At 61.3% G+C, this 15,673-nt stretch carries 10 protein-coding genes; 5 read left to right on the top strand and 5 right to left on the bottom strand.

What is annotated here, in order from left to right; genetic code table 11:
* Window positions 1–35: 35 nt before the first annotated feature.
* The gene (locus tag Q5H93_RS10005; RefSeq protein WP_305006385.1) at window positions 36–3,530 is read right to left on the bottom strand and encodes a DUF7948 domain-containing protein; all 3,495 of its coding nucleotides are present in this window, start codon (window positions 3,528–3,530) and stop codon (window positions 36–38) included.
* A 194-nt stretch (window positions 3,531–3,724) separates the two neighbouring features.
* Between Q5H93_RS10005 and Q5H93_RS10000 the strand changes: the two genes are divergently transcribed.
* The 4 genes from Q5H93_RS10000 to Q5H93_RS09985 all read left to right on the top strand — a co-directional run bounded on the left by Q5H93_RS10000 (window position 3,725) and on the right by Q5H93_RS09985 (window position 9,309).
* Window positions 3,725–4,882, top strand: coding sequence for an endonuclease/exonuclease/phosphatase family protein (locus Q5H93_RS10000; protein ID WP_305006384.1), 1,158 nt, complete (start codon window positions 3,725–3,727; stop codon window positions 4,880–4,882).
* 151 nt (window positions 4,883–5,033) lie between these two features.
* Window positions 5,034–6,572: a cysteine--tRNA ligase gene (cysS, locus tag Q5H93_RS09995; protein WP_305006383.1), complete on the top strand. Its 1,539-nt coding sequence runs from the start codon at window positions 5,034–5,036 to the stop codon at window positions 6,570–6,572.
* Window positions 6,573–6,674: 102 nt separating this feature from the next.
* Window positions 6,675–7,697 (top strand): M28 family peptidase, encoded by a 1,023-nt coding sequence (locus Q5H93_RS09990; protein WP_305006382.1) that lies wholly within the window; start codon window positions 6,675–6,677, stop codon window positions 7,695–7,697.
* A 628-nt stretch (window positions 7,698–8,325) separates the two neighbouring features.
* Entirely contained in the window at window positions 8,326–9,309 is a 984-nt protein-coding gene (locus Q5H93_RS09985; protein WP_305006381.1) for a YitT family protein, read from the top strand.
* Window positions 9,310–9,363: 54 nt separating this feature from the next.
* Here the strand turns inward: Q5H93_RS09985 and Q5H93_RS09980 are convergent, their stop codons facing one another.
* On the bottom strand, window positions 9,364–10,293 hold the full coding sequence (locus Q5H93_RS09980; protein ID WP_305006380.1) for a S66 peptidase family protein: 930 nt from the start codon (window positions 10,291–10,293) through the stop codon (window positions 9,364–9,366).
* 194 nt (window positions 10,294–10,487) lie between these two features.
* Window positions 10,488–10,775 carry a LysM peptidoglycan-binding domain-containing protein gene (locus Q5H93_RS09975; protein ID WP_305006379.1) on the bottom strand — a complete coding sequence of 96 codons (288 nt, stop codon included), beginning with the start codon at window positions 10,773–10,775 and terminating at the stop codon, window positions 10,488–10,490.
* A gap of 182 nt (window positions 10,776–10,957) precedes the next feature.
* Between Q5H93_RS09975 and Q5H93_RS09970 the strand changes: the two genes are divergently transcribed.
* A complete protein-coding gene (locus tag Q5H93_RS09970; RefSeq protein ID WP_305006378.1) occupies window positions 10,958–11,380 on the top strand; it encodes a hypothetical protein in 423 nt (140 codons plus the stop codon).
* Window positions 11,381–11,469: 89 nt separating this feature from the next.
* Here the strand turns inward: Q5H93_RS09970 and Q5H93_RS09965 are convergent, their stop codons facing one another.
* A complete protein-coding gene (locus tag Q5H93_RS09965) occupies window positions 11,470–12,561 on the bottom strand; it encodes a lysylphosphatidylglycerol synthase transmembrane domain-containing protein (RefSeq protein ID WP_305006377.1) in 1,092 nt (363 codons plus the stop codon).
* Between the two features lie 48 nt (window positions 12,562–12,609).
* Window positions 12,610–15,504 (bottom strand): TonB-dependent receptor domain-containing protein, encoded by a 2,895-nt coding sequence (locus tag Q5H93_RS09960; RefSeq protein WP_305006376.1) that lies wholly within the window; start codon window positions 15,502–15,504, stop codon window positions 12,610–12,612.
* Window positions 15,505–15,673: the final 169 nt, after the last annotated feature.

Genomic DNA, 15,673 nt, shown 5'->3' with positions numbered 1-15,673 from the left:
TCAGGGCTTTTTACTGTCAACTCTTAAGATTTAATTTACTTAACCACCTCCACCCAGCCTTTCATAGTGCGGCCAGCGGTGTCGTGCAGGAGGTAATAATAAATACCCGCCGACAAGTTTTCGGCCTGCCAGTTGTCCGTATAGTTGTCGGTTCGATATACCTCCTGGCCCCAGCGCGAGAATATCTTCAGCGAAGTGGGCTGGCAGCTGAAGCGCGGGCGGAAGGTGTCGTTCTGGCCGTCGCCGTTGGGCGTGATGATGTTGGGCACGAACACGCCGCCTACCTCCACGGCCACAAACTGGGTGATTACCTGGCAGTGGGAATAAGACGCCGTGAGCGTGACGCGGTAGCTGCCGGGCCGTTCGTAGCGGTGCGTGGGCATGGCCTCGCTGCTAACGGGGCTGCCGTCGCCAAAATCCCAGCTGTAAATAGCGTTGGGGGCCTGCAGGATGGGCGTCAGCTGGCAGTCGAACGGCGCCAGGCCCGAGTATTGTGGGGCCACGTCGCACTGTGGCAGGTTGAGGCTGACATCGGTGCTGGGGGCGGGGGCCAGCACTATCGTACGAGTGGCCGTTGCCACGCAGGGCGGCCGCGAAATGGTGTAGGTTAGCTGGTAAACGCCGCCCCGGTTATTGGTACTGGGCGGTGTGAAAAAGCCGCCGGGCGTGACGCCGGGGCCGCTCCAGGTGCCACCGCCGGGGCTTTGGCCGCTGAGTTGAAATGCTTGAATAAAGCTGGCGCAGAGTGTAGTATCGGGTCCGGCCACTACGGTAGGCGTAGCCGATACCACCACTTGCTGGGTAATGGTGCCGCTGCCCACAATAGTATCGCACACCGTGTAGGTGAGCAGGTGAGTGCCGGGGCCAGCCGCAGCCGGGTCGAAGCGCCGGCCCGTCACGCCGCGCCCACTGTAGGTGCCACCAGCCGGGCTGGCCTGCATTTCCACGGCCAGCCCGGCATTGCACTGGTCGGCAATGGGAGGGAAGGCCATTGTGGCCGGCGGAATGACGGTGTAATTGACCCGCAGCACGGCCTGGCAAATGCCGGTGGTAGCAACCGTGTACGTTAGCGGATAGACGCCAGGCCCTACGGCGGTGGGCGTAAACTGGTAGCCGCCTCCCGGTGCCGCTTGCACCCCCGTTCCGCTCCAGACGCCCCCGGCCGGGGTGCCGCCCAGCGCCACCGGTCCGCCTTCGAGGCATACGGACCGGCGGGGGCCCGGACTGGCCACGGCGGGCTGAAAATCGATTTTAAAAGCCGCATTGTTGCAGTTCGGGCTGCCATTAGTGGCCGAGTAGTAGCCGGCTCCGCTGGGCGTGGGGAAGCCTTGCCCGCCGCCGCAGCTGGCGCACACGGCCTGATATACCACCCCGCGCTTATCGAAGCGCGAGGTGCCGCCGTCGACGTGTTCGCCGCGTGAGCCAAGCTCGCCGAAGAAGGTCGCATACTCCAGCGTCCGCAGGCCGGGCGTAAACTCGGCCAGGTAGAAGTCGGAGCCGTCGGTATCGGGCTGCCCGGCGTCGGGCGTGGTGGGCAGGGCCGCGATGTTGCCGCCCAGGTATCCGTCGTTGACGTTGCCGCCCCAACCGGCCACGTACACCCGCTCGCAGTCATCCACCAGAAAGGCTGTGGGCACGAGAACGCCGCTGCCATCGCGCTGCCCAAAAGTGGTGCTAAAAACACTGGCCGTGAGGTCGGGGTGCAGCTTCTGGATAAACATTGAGCCATTGGCGTTGCCGTAGAGGCCCAAGGTGCGCGGAAAAGCGCCCATCGTTTGCCCAAACACATACGGGCTGCCGTTGCCATCGAGCTGCAGCAACTGGGCCTGGTCGTAAGCAGTAGTGCCTAAGTAGGTGGCTGCCTGCTGGGTGCCCGCCGCATCGTAACGAACCACAAAGCCGTCAATTTGGCCTTGGTAGCCAGTGTGGTAGGCGCCTGCTGAAGTGCTTAGGTTCGGGCTGTTGGTGCCGCCGCTGGCAAACACCCGGCCCTGCCCGTCAACCTGCACCGAGTACAGCGCGTCGCTACCGCTGCCGCCTACGTAGCTGGCCCAGGTCATGGTGTTGAGCGCGGGCGGCAGTTTGCACAGAATGCCGTCGAGGCCGCCGTGGTAGGCGCGGGGGCCGCTGCTGGGCGCGCCCGGGAAATTGGGCGAAGTAGTGTTGGAAGCCACGAACACATTGCCCGCACCGTCGAGCAGCACGTCGCCCCGGAAAGCATCGCCGTAGTTCACGGCCAGGGCCGAATGGCCTTCCTGCACCCCGTCGTTGCCGCTGCCGCCCAGAAAAGTGCTGGCCTGCAGCTGGCTGCCGCTGGCATTGAAGCGCGTCACGACGAGGTCGGAACCGTTACGCAACGAAAGTTCCGGGTTAGATGAGCCAAAGGGTTCCAATCGGGTGCCGCCCCCAAAGCTCCGCGATAGTGCGCCGCCCGTAGTCGGGTAGTCGGCCGAGCTGGTGCTGCCCAGCAGTACCAATTCGCCCTGCGCGTTGGTTACTAGGCTGTGCGGAAACTCGGTGTTGCCACCGCCCAGGTAGCTGGCCCACACCCGGGATGCCGGCCCGCGGGCCGTGGTGTTGTATTTGATAAGCGCAATGTCGCAGAGAGAGCCAAAGTTGCTGTCGAATGCGCCATTGTTGGTTGGGAAGCCCGGGCCGAACACGATGCCGCCCGAGTACATGTTACCCTGCTGGTCATAGGTGGCCGTGTAGCCCCAGTTGTCGGCCGTCGAGCCGGTGTAGCTCGAAAACACCACTACCGGGTCGATGGTCAGGGCGCGCTGCTTGTCGTAGGTGCCCAGTGCAAAGCTGACGGTCTGACCGTTGAGCACGTAGCGGCAGGCCACGTGCTGGCGCTGGCCGCTGGCGCTGGTTTGCCAGGCGCGGGGCGCCAGCTCAGTCACGGTAGCCACCGATGTGCTGATAATTAGATTACCCTCGCTATCCAGACGTAGGTCGCTGGTACCCTCGTAGCGCAAGGCAATGCGGGCCGGATTTGCCCGGGGTGACAGCAGAAAATCGTACTCCAGGCGTTGGTCAGTGTTCTCGTACAGCTGCATGTCGATGCCCGGCCACACGCCGCCGTAGCGCAGCCGCCGGAAGCTGGGTACTTGGCTGGCCCAGCGCCGCTCGTCGCTGCCCAGGAAGTAGTTGCGCACTTCTGCCGTCGGGGTTTCGGCCGTGAGGCGCGGCTTGGCGGCGCCGTGCTCGAAATGCACGGTGTAGGCGTGGCCCGCCACGCGGCCGTCTGCTTTCGCAGCTTGCTCCTTGGCGTGCTCGCCGGGGTGGCGGTAGGCATCTGATGATAGCAGGCTGTAGGTGAGAGCATTATTTTGCAGAAACAGCCGCCCGCCGGGCATGGCGGCCGCGTAGCGCACCGGCGCCTCCCACTGGCCTTTGTTGGGAATGAACTCCAGACTGAGCGCTGCCGGCGCCGTGGCCCGGGCCGAAACAACGCCGAGCAGCAGCAACAGGCCACTCATCAGAAAACGGGCCCCGGCCCGGTATTCGCAAGGAAAAGGTAGATGCATAGAAACGCGGTGGCCGCAGTGAACTACTGATACTAAGAAATATACTAACCTGACTCGAAACAGCCGCCTAACGTTGCCTCGGGCAGCAGGGCAACCCACGACCGACAAAATTCGTGCAACAAATGTCGGCCTTTTGTTTGTCCTGTTCTTGCCCGGGCCCCGGCTTACCTTTGTGGCTGTCCGTTGCTAGTGCCGTGCGCCGCTCTTTCGCCCTCAAAATTACCTTTCTGATGCTGGCCTGGCTACTGGTAGCCATTGCCTGCCAGCAGATTCCGGCCAGCCTGTTCTGGCCGGCCCTGTTTGGGGCGCTCACGGTGCCGCTGGCGCTGCTGGGCACGGCCGCGCTGGCACTTTATTGGCTGCGGCGCAACTGGCGGGTGGCGCTGCTGCCGCTACTGGCGCTGCTGCTGTGCTGGCCGCACGTGCAGCGCGGGCTGGCCCTGCACCCGTTCCGCTGGGTGTCGGCCCAGGTCGATGCGAAGGCCTTGGAAAACGCGCCCATCGGGCAGATGCCCGGCTTCCTGCCGCCGGTGGCGGGCAGCGTACGGCTGCTGTCGGCCAACGTGCGCATCTTCAACGTGTACGCTCAACTGCGTGACCCCGATTATACGTCCTCCAAAGGCTTCATCCGCTGGCTGGCGGCCAGCCCGGCCGACGTACTCTGCCTTCAGGAGTTTTACCACGAGCCCCAGGGCTCGCGCGAAAACGGCCAGGTATTCCGGGCCGTTGAGCATCTGGGAAAAGCCAGCGGCCGGCAGGCCTTCGTCTCGAAAACCCTCACCAACCGCATCGGGGCCGAGTTCGGTTTGGCCATCTTCTCGCGCTACCCCATCGTGCGGCGCGGCACGGTGAGCTTCGGGCAATTGTCTCAAAATCACGCCATGTGGGCCGACCTCGCCCGCCCGCACGATACCATCCGCGTCTTCAACCTGCATCTGCAAAGCATGAGCCTGGACGAAAACGACATCGTGGATGCCGCCGGCAGCCGCGCGGGGTTCCAGCGCAAGGGCCGGGGCCTGCTGCGCCGCTTCCGCAACGGCGCCGTGGCCCGCGCCACCCAGATTGATACCGTGCTGGCCCGCGTGGCCCGCTCGCCCTACCCCGTGCTGCTGGCTGGCGACCTCAACGACCTGCCCTACTCCTACACCTACGACCAACTGGCCGACCACCTCCAAAACGCCTGGGCCACCGTGGGCATGGGCATCGGCAGCACCTACAACGGCAAGCTGCCCTTCCTGCGTATCGACCAGCAGTTTGCCGGGGCCGAGTGGGAGGTGCTGGGATGTCGGGTGCACCGGGAAATCCCCTGGTCCGACCACTTTCCGGTGGAGGCGCAGTACCGGCTGCGCTGAAAGCTTGAGCCAGGGCTGGTTGTCGTCGTCGTCAGAAATTAATCAATCGGCTTGAGCAAAAACGGGCGCTGGGTTGTTGCGTTTTTTCTGCTGCCTTATTTCACGGGACCAATGCCACCGCGTAGCGCGCCGGCCCCGCTACCTTTGTACCATGTCGCTTTCGCTTTATAATACGCTTACCCGCAAAAAAGAAGAGTTTCAGCCCCTGCACCCGCCCCAGGTGGGCGTGTATCTGTGCGGCCCCACCGTGTATAGCGAGGCCCACCTGGGCAACGCCCGCGGCCCGGTGCTGTTCGACGTGCTGACCCGCTACCTGCGCCACCTCGGCTACACCGTGCGCTACGTGCGCAACGTGACCGACGTGGGCCACCTCGAAAGCGACGCCGACGAAGGCGAGGACAAAATGGCCAAAGCCGCCCGCGCCCGCCAGCTGGAACCCATGCAGATAGCCCAGCACTACGTGAACCTCTACCGCCAGCACATGCTGGCGCTGGGCTGCCTGCCGCCCGATATCGAGCCCCAGGCCAGTGGCCACATTATCGAGCAAATCGGTATGACCCAGGAAATTGTGGCCAACGGCCTTGCCTACGAAGTCAACGGCTCGGTGTATTTCGACGTGCCCCGCTACAACGAGCACCAGCGCTACGGCAAGCTCTCGAACCGCAATATTGAAGACCAGCTGGCCGGCACCCGCGACACCCTGGCCGGCCAGGATGAAAAGCGCAGCCCCCTGGATTTTGCCCTCTGGAAAAAAGCCTCGCCCGAGCACATCATGCGCTGGCCCTCGCCCTGGGGCGAAGGCTTTCCCGGCTGGCACCTCGAATGCTCGGCCATGAGCCGTAAGTATTTGGGGGATATGTCGGACATCCACGGCGGCGGCCTTGACCTGATGTTTCCGCACCACGAGTGCGAAATTGCGCAAAGCCAAGGCAGCCACTCGCACACCGACGAGGCCCGCGTGTGGATGCACCACAACCTCATCACCGTGAACGGTACGAAGATGAGCAAGTCGCTGGGTAACTTTGTTTTGCTCGGCGATATGTTCAAGCAGGCTACTGGCGGGCTCTCGCAGTCCTACTCGCCGATGGTGGTGCGCTTTTTCCTGCTGCAGGCGCATTACCGCTCGCCTGTCGACGTGAGCGACGAGGCCCTGCAAGCTGCCCGCAAAGGCTACCGTAAGCTGATGAACGGCCTGCGCCTGCTCGACAAGCTGGAAGCCGAAAGCCTGTCGAGCGACGTAATCCGCGACCGTACCGTGAACCCCATTGTCAACGGCCACGAACCCGACACCGCCGCCGGCGACGCCGAGCTGCGCAAGCTCACGGCCGACATCTTCGTGGGCATGGACGACGACCTGAACACCGCCCGTGCCATCGCCAGCTTGTTCAACTTGCTGCGTAAGTTCAACGCCCTCACGGCCAGTGTGGCGGCTATGGCCACCGTGTCGGCCCCGGCTATGGCCGAAGCTGCTACGGCCTACCGCGCCATGGTCAGCGACATCCTGGGTCTGCAAGACGAGCCCCGCGCCAATGCCGAGCAGCTACTGGCCCTCACCCTCAGCTTTTACAACGAAGCCAAAGCCACCAAAGCCTACGACAAAGTCGATGAAATCCGGGCGGCCCTCAAAAGCCAGGGCATCGTCATCAAAGACACCCGCGCCGGCGTCGAGTGGGCCTACAGCGAAGAATAAAACGCCTCCACAATCCTAAAAAACAGTCGTCCGGCTCCCCCTCTCCACCAGAGAGAGGGTCGGGGGGTGAGGTTTCACCGTCCGCGCCACATTGCCTGCCGCATGAAACGCATATTCCGCTTCCTTCCGGCCGCGCTGGCCGCCACCTTCCTCCTCACCGCCTGCCCGAGTACAAAGGACACCGAAAAGGCCACGACCACCACCGCCGAAGCGCCCCTGCCCAAAGCCCCGGTGTTCAACGCCGACTCGGCCTACGCCTTCACCGCCAAACAGGTGGCTTTCGGCCCCCGTGTGCCCAATTCTAAGGCCCACGTAGCCTGCGGCAACTGGCTGGTGAATAAGTTTAAAGGCTGGGGCCTGACGGTGAAAGAGCAACCTTTCGAGGCCATGGCCTTCGACGGCACCATGCTCAAGGCCCGCAACATCATTGCCCAGTACCAGCCGCAGGCCGCGCGCCGGGTAGCCATCTTCGCGCACTGGGACACCCGCCCCTACGCCGACAACGACCCCAAAAATCCCAAAGCACCCCTCGACGGGGCCAGCGACGGGGCCAGCGGCGTGGCCGTAGCCCTCGAAATGGCCCGCATCCTGGCCGCCCAAACCGACAGCCTCGCTCCCAACGTCGGCGTCGATTTCATTCTCTTCGACGCCGAGGACTGGGGCTACGACAGCGGCACCCAGCAAGGCCAGAAAAACCTGCTCGAAGGCAGCGGCGACTCCTGGTGCCTGGGCTCGCAGTACTGGGGTAAGAATCTGCTACCGGCCAATTACAAAGCCGAATACGGCGTGCTGCTCGACATGGTAGGCGCCAAAAACGGCAAGTTCAGCCGCGAAGAGCTGTCGCGCAACAACGCCCGCCCGGCCGTCGATAAAATCTGGAATACCGCCGCCCGCCTCGGCTACACCGACTTCTTCCTCTTCCAGGATTCGCCCGGCATCACCGACGACCACGTCTACACCAACGAGGCCGGCATCCCCACCGTCGATATCATCGACCACCTGCCCTACGGTAACGAATATTTCCCGGCCTACCACCACGCCACCACGGATAATATGGACATCATCGACCGCAAAACCCTCAAAGCCGTGGGCCAGACCGTGACCCAAACGCTCTACGTCGAGTAACCCATAGTTCAATTCGCCAGTTGTTTATCGTCAAAAAAACCGCTTGACCCCGTCGGGTCGGGCGGTTTTTTCGTATACTGTCCAGGCTTTCATCCTACTGTTTTGCGCAATTCTTCTCCTGCTCTGCTTCACCTAAGCTGGCTAACGGTAGTTTTACTGTGGCTTGGAAGCGGCATGACTAGCGCGCAGGCTACTCCGCTAACCACCGCCAGCCAGCGGTCGGCCCACCAGCAGCGGCCGTCGCTGAAATTGCCCGCCTACGGCTTCCTGCCCGAAGCCATTACCCCCGAAAGCCCGGCTGTTCATTGCCTTGAAATGCCGGTAACAGGTTCGTCAGCAACTGTCTGCAGCCTGGTACTGCCAGAGTGGTGGCGTAGTTGGTCGCTGTATGGTTGCCAGCTGGCAGAGGGCCATCCAATGCGCTCGTTAGCCACGCACCAGCGGTGCCTATTACGTGTGGCTTTGTCACCCCAGGCTCCTTAGCTGCGGCTTGCTTTCATCCGCCGGCTTCTTGGCTTCGAGCCAATAAAGCCGTGCCATCACCGCTCTCAGATGCGGCGGTGGTAATATGAGCAGGTACCCTGCTGCCTGCCCGCAATTTCCCAGGCTGCTTAAAAATGACGTGTTAATGCCTTCTATTGAACAATCTACATCCGAACAATCTCCCGCTGCTACCAATCGGCAGGAACCCATTCTGGAGCTCAACAAACAGCCTGTACAGGTGCCCTTCGGCGAGAAATCCTTCTTCACCGGCTGGGACCTGCGCCGCAAGCTGGTGCAACTGTCCCTGCTGGTAGCCTCCGTGTTCTCAGCAGCCTTGGGCCTCAAAGGCTTCCTGCTACCCAACGATTTTATTGATGGCGGTGTCACGGGTATGTCGCTGCTGGTCACGCATGTTACCGGCCTGCCATTGTCCCTGTTGATTGTCGTCATCAACATCCCATTCGTGATAATGGGCTACTTCCAGCACGGTCGTGGCTTTGCCCTGCGCACGCTGGTCGTCATTCTGGGTTTGGCCCTCGTGCTGCTGGTCATTTCCTTTCCCACGCTTACCCAAGACAAACTGCTCATTGCCGTGTTCGGCGGCTTCTTCCTGGGAGCGGGCGTGGGCCTGGCCATGCGCGGCGGCGCCGTGCTCGACGGCACCGAGGTGCTGGCCGTGTACATCAGCAAGCGCACGCCGCTCTCTGTGGGCGACATCATTCTGCTTATCAATATTCTCATCTTTGGCGTGGCCGCTTGGCTGCTCTCTGTCGAAACGGCCCTCTACTCCATCCTTGCCTACCTTTCGGCTGCCAAAACCGTCGATTTTCTCATCGAAGGCATCGAAGAATACACCGGCGTCACCATTATTTCCTCGCGCAGCGAAGAAATCCGCCTCATGGTCACCGAGAAGCTCGGCCGGGGCGTCACGGTGTATGCCGGGAAGCGCGGCTACGGTTCCCGCGGCCACATGCGCGACACGGTAGATATTATTTTCACCGTCGTCACCCGCCTGGAAGTCACGCAACTCACGGCTGAAATCAATAAGATTGACGCCCGCGCTTTCGTAGTGATGCACAGTGTGCGCGACACCAAAGGCGGCTTGGTGAAGAAACGCCCGCTGCATTAGCCCATCTATTCCGCAAGGACGTGTACCCCGAATTGAGAATTCGGGGTACATATTCTATAACTTCCCCGCCCCTACATCCACCGCATCGGCCAGACTGCTGCCGCTGTCTGTCACGGTCAGCCGCACCACGCGGCCTACCACCACGGCCCCGTTCTCCGCCTCGTGGCCGATGGGGAACCCGTAAGCGACTGGAAAGTCGTAGAGTTGCGCATAACGGTCAATCACATCATAAGCCGTGGCGCCAAAGGGCACGGCATTATCGCGCATCAGCGAGAAGTGACCCACTACCAGCCCCGCCAAGCCCGCCAGCTGCCCACTCCGGTGCAAGTGTAGCATCATGCGGTCGATGTGGTAGAGGTATTCGTCCAAATCTTCCAGAAAAAGAATGCGGCCTACAAAGCTCACCTGCGAAGGCGTGCCCGTGAGGGTGTGCAGCAAGCTCAGATTGCCACCCACCAACTCGCCCGTAGCCGTGCCGAAGCGGTTGTGCGGCATAGCGGGCGCTTGGTAGTTAATGACTTCGCCAAACAGCGCCCGGCGCAGGCTTTCCACTGCCATTTCGCCGCCAGCCTGGCCGAAGAGCACCGCCATCACCCCGTGGATGCTGGCGTAGCCCAGCCGCAGCAGATGACAGTTGAGCACCGTAATGTCGGAAAAGCCTGCTATCCACTTGGGCTGTTGGGCAAAACGCGAGAAATCCAGCTCGTCAACAATACGGGCAGTACCGTAGCCGCCCCGGGCGCAGAGAATAGCGTGAACGTTGGGGTCGTCGAGCTGCCGCTGGAAATCGCGGCGGCGCAGCTCATCGTCGCCGGCAAACTGATGGAAGTCGCTGGCAATACTTTCACCCAAGGTTATTTCTACGCCCCAATCATTCAAGATATTTTGGGCGTGCGTCAACTCTTCGGCCATAATCTTGCGGGCGGTGCTGACGATGGCCACGCGCTGGCCGCGCTGCAGAGAAGGAGGGAAGTGGAGCGACATAAGCTTGGACAAAGCGGAAACACAAATAAAAGCAGCTACCGATTAGCGGCGCAGAAATATTCTGTCAACCGTCGCACTTTACTGCGTCCTGCATGACAGTTACCTTCACCCCGGATGCAGCGAGAACTCCATAAACGAAAAAAACCACCCCGAAACGGAGTGGCTTTTCTCACCTTTTTTCTGCAAAAAAGTACCTAGAGACTAGGTATCGTTAACACCTGACCTATTTCAATTCGGTCAGGGTTATTACCGATGATGGCCTTATTGGCCTCGTATATCTGATGCCACTTGGCGCCGTCGCCGTAGTGGTGTTTGGCAATTTTGGAAAGCGTGTCACCGCTCACAACTGTATACGTATTGGAGTCAGGTTTGGTTTCGCCGGTGCCGAAAAAATCTGCGTCTTTTCCGGTAGTTGCCGGTTTTGGTGCTGATTCAGCGGGCTTTGTCTCGCCTTTGTCGCTAAGAAAATCAAAGAGTCCCATGGGTTCGAATCGGATTGGAGAAGTGAATTCAACAAAACCACCACCCTATCGGCGGCTGCTTCGAGCCATTTTACGGCCGCAAGTTAGTAATGTTTTGTTATAAACTCTTTTTTTTTCTCACCGTAAGCTCCGGTGTCGATACGTATCGGCAGTAATTCTCACTCAAATCAGCGCTTACACCGATGAAAACCCAGCTTTTTTCTCCGTTTCGCCAGTTTGCAGCTTTTCTGCTGCTGCTTTCCCTTTTCACCGTGGCCTGCGGTAGCGACAAAGGAAAAGTGGAAGGCGTGAACATGCTCTACGGCACCGACCATAAAGTGTGGAAAACCCACAAAGAAGTTGACGCCACTGGCGACAAGGTGAAACAAACCGACGCCCAGGAAGACCAGGAGCTGCACATTTTTGCCAATGGCAATTACACCATGACCAATGGTGGTGGCGGTTCTGTCTCGGGCAAATACACGTTTGACCAGGCTGGTAAAACCATTGCTTTCACTCCCGAAGGCAGCGCCACGCAGAATGTGTTTAACGTGGAAACGTTGACGGATGACAAGCTGACGCTGAAGTCGGCCGCCGGCGCGGCCCTGATGCTGGAGGCAGAGTAAGCTTCGCGGACTTGCCACAAAAAAGGAGCCCCGCACCGAACTGGTGCGGGGCTCCTTTTTTGTGGCAAAACTTCGTATTGCTCGTTGGCCTAGCAACCCTTCGGCAGCGCATATGGGCGGCTGAAAACGCGGGCTACCCAGCGTGGCAGGAAGATGCTGCCCAGCACCAGATACAGATAATAGGTGACGACGCGGTAGAGCAGCACCATGAAGCTGGTGAGCGTGGCTGTGCCGATGAACTTGCCGAAGAAGGTGGGGAACGCCCCTTCGGCAATGCCGGCGCCACCGGGAGTAATGGCTACCAGCAGAATGACTTTGTAAGTGATATTGCGGGCGAAGATGAAGAGGAACTCGTTGGTGTCCATCGGCACAAAGGCGGCGATGAGGCAGCCGATGATGGCGTAGCGGGCCGTCCAGACGAAAGCGGTGCTGAGGGCGGCGCGCCACCAATAACCGGGGCCGTTGCCGCGCAGCTGGGCCGAGGCCTCCACCATTTCCTGGCCGTGGCGGTAGGCGCTGCGCTGCCAGCGCCGCAGCACGGGCAGCGAAAACAGCCGCACCAGAAAACGCCGCACCGAATGCGGATTGACGAACAGGGCGTACATCATCAGCCCGGCGTAGGCGGTGACACCCACGTAGCTGAAGATAAAGGCGTAGCGTAAGGAAGCGATGAAGGTGCTTTGCAGGGCCTCGTGGGGGTAGAGGCCTTTGCCGGCAATAAGCACTACCAGCGGCACCATCAGCACGTAGTAGAGGTTGTCGAGCAGGGCAGTTACCATCACGTAGGCCAGCGACTTGCCTAGGGGAATGCCTTCCTTGTTAAGGATGAAGGAGGCCACAGCGGTGCCGCCCACGGCGGAGGGCAGCACGCAGGAGGCAAACTCCCAAATCATAATGACGTCGAGGCTCTGGCGGTAGCTCAGCTCGCGCTCGGCAATGTGGCGGATGCGGTAGACGTAACCGGCGTCGCGGGCAAGTAGTACCAGCAAAGTCACGAGTAGCCATTCCCACCGGGCGTTGGCCAGGGGGGCGAGGTCGCCGGGCTTATAGCTGCGCCAGAACATGAAGCCCACCACCGCCAGGCCAATGACCACCGGCAACAGAATGCGCGAAGGGCTGAAGCGCTGCAGGAAGCTGGCTTCGGAGCTTTCGGGATTGGTGGGCAGGGGATTATCGGGCATAGGAGGAAGGACGGCCAGCGCAAAGGTACGGGCCCGCCGCCTGGCCGGTTAGGGCCGGCCGCCGGGGCTGCCGGCGGGCGTGGTGCCGCCCGGCGTGGTAGTGCCGGGCGAGGGCGTGCCCAGCGGGGCCGGAGTAGCTGGTTGATTTGATGGCGTCGTGGGTGTGCTGGGATTTACGGTGTTCGGGGCGGCCGTGCCGGGCGTGGCGGTCGAGTCGGCGGGCACAGTGGCGGGGCTACTACCGGTGCTATCGACTGGCATGGCGGGCGCTACAGGTGCACCGGGGCGGCCAGCGGCACCGGGCGCGGCGCCAGCAGGAGCACCAGCCGGAGCACCGGCGGGGCGGGCACCAGCGGGCGGCCCGCCGGCCGGGCGACCACCGCCCATGCCACCACCGGGAGCACCACCACCGCCGCCCATGTCACCATCGCCGCCTTCCTTGAGGTCGTCGTTTTTGATGCTCTTTTTGGGGCCGCTGCCACCTTGGGCGGCTGAGAGCTGGCCGATGCGGTAGCTAAAGTTGATTTTAAAACTCAGGTTGTTGAGCACCGAGCGGCTGCTCTGGTCGAGTAAGGGCGACACGAGGTCGGTGCGAATGACGATGCCGTTGGTACCGAAGAAGTTTTCGGCCCCGAAACCGATGCTGCCGCGCTTGTTGGCGAAGTCGCGTTTCACGCTGAGGCTGTAGATACCGAAGCCGCTTTGGTCGCCCTGCAGCTGCACCTGGCGGCCCCGGTAGAAGCTGAACAGCTGCAAGGCCCAGACCGGCGTGATGTTATAGGAGCCGAACAAACGGCCGGCCATCACGAAACCCTCGTTGCTGGCGCGGAAATTCGCGTCGCTCGCGTTGTTGTCGAGCATGGCGTAGTAGGCATCGACCCCGCCGCTGAGGTTGAATTTGGCGTTGCTGGTGTTGAAGAATACGCTGCCGCCATAGGCGTTTTCCTGGCCGATATTGTCGTAGGTGGTGCGAATGGTGTCGACGCCGCGCACCGTACGCACGGCCTGGATGGAACCGGTAGTGTTGCGGACAAAGGTGCTGAAATTCAGATTAACGCGTTTGACGGCAGTGCTGTAGCTCAACTCGTAGTTGTTGGTGTATTCGGGGGCCAGTAGCGGGTTGCCCTGCGTAATGTTGAGCGGGTTGGCGGCCTGGCGGTTGGGGTTGAGAAACTGGAGTGAGGGACGCTGAATGCGGCGGTTGTAAGCTAGCTTGATGGTGTTGCCGGTTTTGGCGAAGCGGCGCGAGAGGTTGAGGCTGGGCACCAGCACGCCGTAGTCGGGAATATCAACGGCCGGGCTGTTGGCGAAATCGGCGGTGATGGTAGTGTACTCGTAGCGCAGGCCGGGCTTGAGGGTGAAGTTTTTGGGCAAGCCTAGCGTGTAGGCCACGTAGCCGGCGGCCACGTTCTGGTTGTATCTAAAGTTGTTGGACAGCGAGGCGCCGACGATGGGCGTGTAGTCGCCGGTGGCACCAGCCGTGAGCGTGGTGTAATCCGAATTCACGCGGCGCAGGATGTCCTTCACGCCCATTTCCAGAATCTGATTTTTGCCGATGGGATTCTGGTAGTCAAGCTGGGCGGTGTATTCGGTGTTGTCGCTGGGGTTGTCGTTGCGCAAACGGCTGCTCAGGCTACGGGAGTCGTAGTCAAAGATGTTATTGTAAAACGAGTTGTCGCGGTCGTTGCGGCTGTACAACGTTAGCAGGCTGATTTCGTGCTGCGGCTTCTCGAAGCTATGGGTGTAATTGAGGCTGGCGTCGATGGTGCCCGAAAAGTCGTTCACGTACACATCGCGCAGCGAGGCGTTGCGGAGGGTGCCAGTTGCGTCGAGGCCGTCATAGCTCAGCGTCGTGAGGCCGTCTTGGTACGTCTTATTGCTGCGGGTGCCGTATGACAGCGAGCCCGTCAGCGAGTTATGCTTATCGAAATCGTAGTCCATCCCCAGCGTGTAGCGCCCAAACAGCATTTCGGTACGCGTATCCGCGTTTTGCAGAGTCGTTGAAACGTCGCCGCTACCCAAGCTGCGCGTTATCTGCTTGTTGCTGAATTCGCCGGGCATATTGTAGCCAGCCCGGCCGAAGCCGCCCAGCGTGAGGCCCAGCTTGCCCTTGCGGTAGCTGCCATTGAGGCCTAAGTTGCTGCCGCGCAGGCCGGCGCTGAGGTCCACGCCCAGGGTGGCGCCCTGCAGCGGGTTGCCCTTGGTGATGATGTTGATGATGCCGCCCGAGCCTTCGGCATCGTACTTGGCCGAGGGCGAGGTGATGACTTCCACCGTCTTAATCTGGTCGGCGGGGATTTGCTTCAGCGCGTCGGCGATGCTGTTGGCGGCGATGGTCGAGGGCTTATTGTTAATCAGCACCCGGATGTTGCTGGAGCCGCGCAAGCTCACGTTGCCGTCGAGGTCCACGCTGAGCAGCGGCACGCGCTTGAGCACGTCGGTGGCGTCGCCGCCGCGGGTGGTCTGGTCGTTTTCGGCATTGTACACGGTGCGGTCGACCTTCTCTTCGATGAGCGGCTTTTGGGCAATGACGACCACTTCGCCCAGAGCCTTGGCGGCGGTGGCCAGGGTGAGGTTGCCCACGTTGGTGTTGCCGCCAGCGGTAACCACCACGTCGGGGCGGCGCAGGGTCTGGTAGCCGAGGAAGGTGACTTCGAGCGTGTAGGTGCCAACGGGTACGCCCGCCAGCACAAACTGGCCGTCGTCGCCGCACACACCGCCGTTCACGGGCTTGTTGGTGGCGGGGTCGAGCAGACCCACCGAGGCGTAAGAAACGGGCTTTTGATTGCTGCCATCGAGTACAGTGCCGCTGATGCGGCCCGCGGCGCGCGAAACGGCCGGGGCGCCGGGCAGGGCCGCCGGGCGGCCGCTGGGCTGGGCCTGGGCTGGGTTAAAAACGCTGAAAAGAAGTAAAAAAGCCAGAAGCTGGGTAAGGGAGCGCATGGAACGGAAAATAAGAACACAAAGGTCCGGCGCAGGCAACGGACATGCGCCCCCATAGTCGTCCAAATAGCCAGAATGTTGCGGAAGGACGGATAAAAAGGAGGATTTTAAGGAAGTATCGGCTGCTTTTATCGACTTAAACTGCCGGGCTTGTACCGGGGCACAACCG

It is taken from the genome of Hymenobacter aranciens, assembly GCF_030580865.1.
Taxonomy (GTDB): domain Bacteria; phylum Bacteroidota; class Bacteroidia; order Cytophagales; family Hymenobacteraceae; genus Hymenobacter; species Hymenobacter aranciens.
Note: the sequence above shows the minus strand (reverse complement) of the source record. Positions and strands in the feature narration are given on the sequence as shown.

What these genes read in the sequence shown, in the direction of transcription:
- Q5H93_RS10005 (WP_305006385.1), bottom strand. Translation starts at nt 3,530, where the DNA reads ATGCATCTACCTTTTCCTTGCGAATACCGGGCCGGGGCCCGTTTTCTG.
- cysS (WP_305006383.1), top strand. Translation starts at nt 5,034, where the DNA reads ATGTCGCTTTCGCTTTATAATACGCTTACCCGCAAAAAAGAAGAGTTT.
- Q5H93_RS09990 (WP_305006382.1), top strand. Translation starts at nt 6,675, where the DNA reads ATGAAACGCATATTCCGCTTCCTTCCGGCCGCGCTGGCCGCCACCTTC.
- Q5H93_RS09985 (WP_305006381.1), top strand. Translation starts at nt 8,326, where the DNA reads ATGCCTTCTATTGAACAATCTACATCCGAACAATCTCCCGCTGCTACC.
- Q5H93_RS09980 (WP_305006380.1), bottom strand. Translation starts at nt 10,293, where the DNA reads ATGTCGCTCCACTTCCCTCCTTCTCTGCAGCGCGGCCAGCGCGTGGCC.
- Q5H93_RS09975 (WP_305006379.1), bottom strand. Translation starts at nt 10,775, where the DNA reads ATGGGACTCTTTGATTTTCTTAGCGACAAAGGCGAGACAAAGCCCGCT.
- Q5H93_RS09970 (WP_305006378.1), top strand. Translation starts at nt 10,958, where the DNA reads ATGAAAACCCAGCTTTTTTCTCCGTTTCGCCAGTTTGCAGCTTTTCTG.
- Q5H93_RS09965 (WP_305006377.1), bottom strand. Translation starts at nt 12,561, where the DNA reads ATGCCCGATAATCCCCTGCCCACCAATCCCGAAAGCTCCGAAGCCAGC.
- Q5H93_RS09960 (WP_305006376.1), bottom strand. Translation starts at nt 15,504, where the DNA reads ATGCGCTCCCTTACCCAGCTTCTGGCTTTTTTACTTCTTTTCAGCGTT.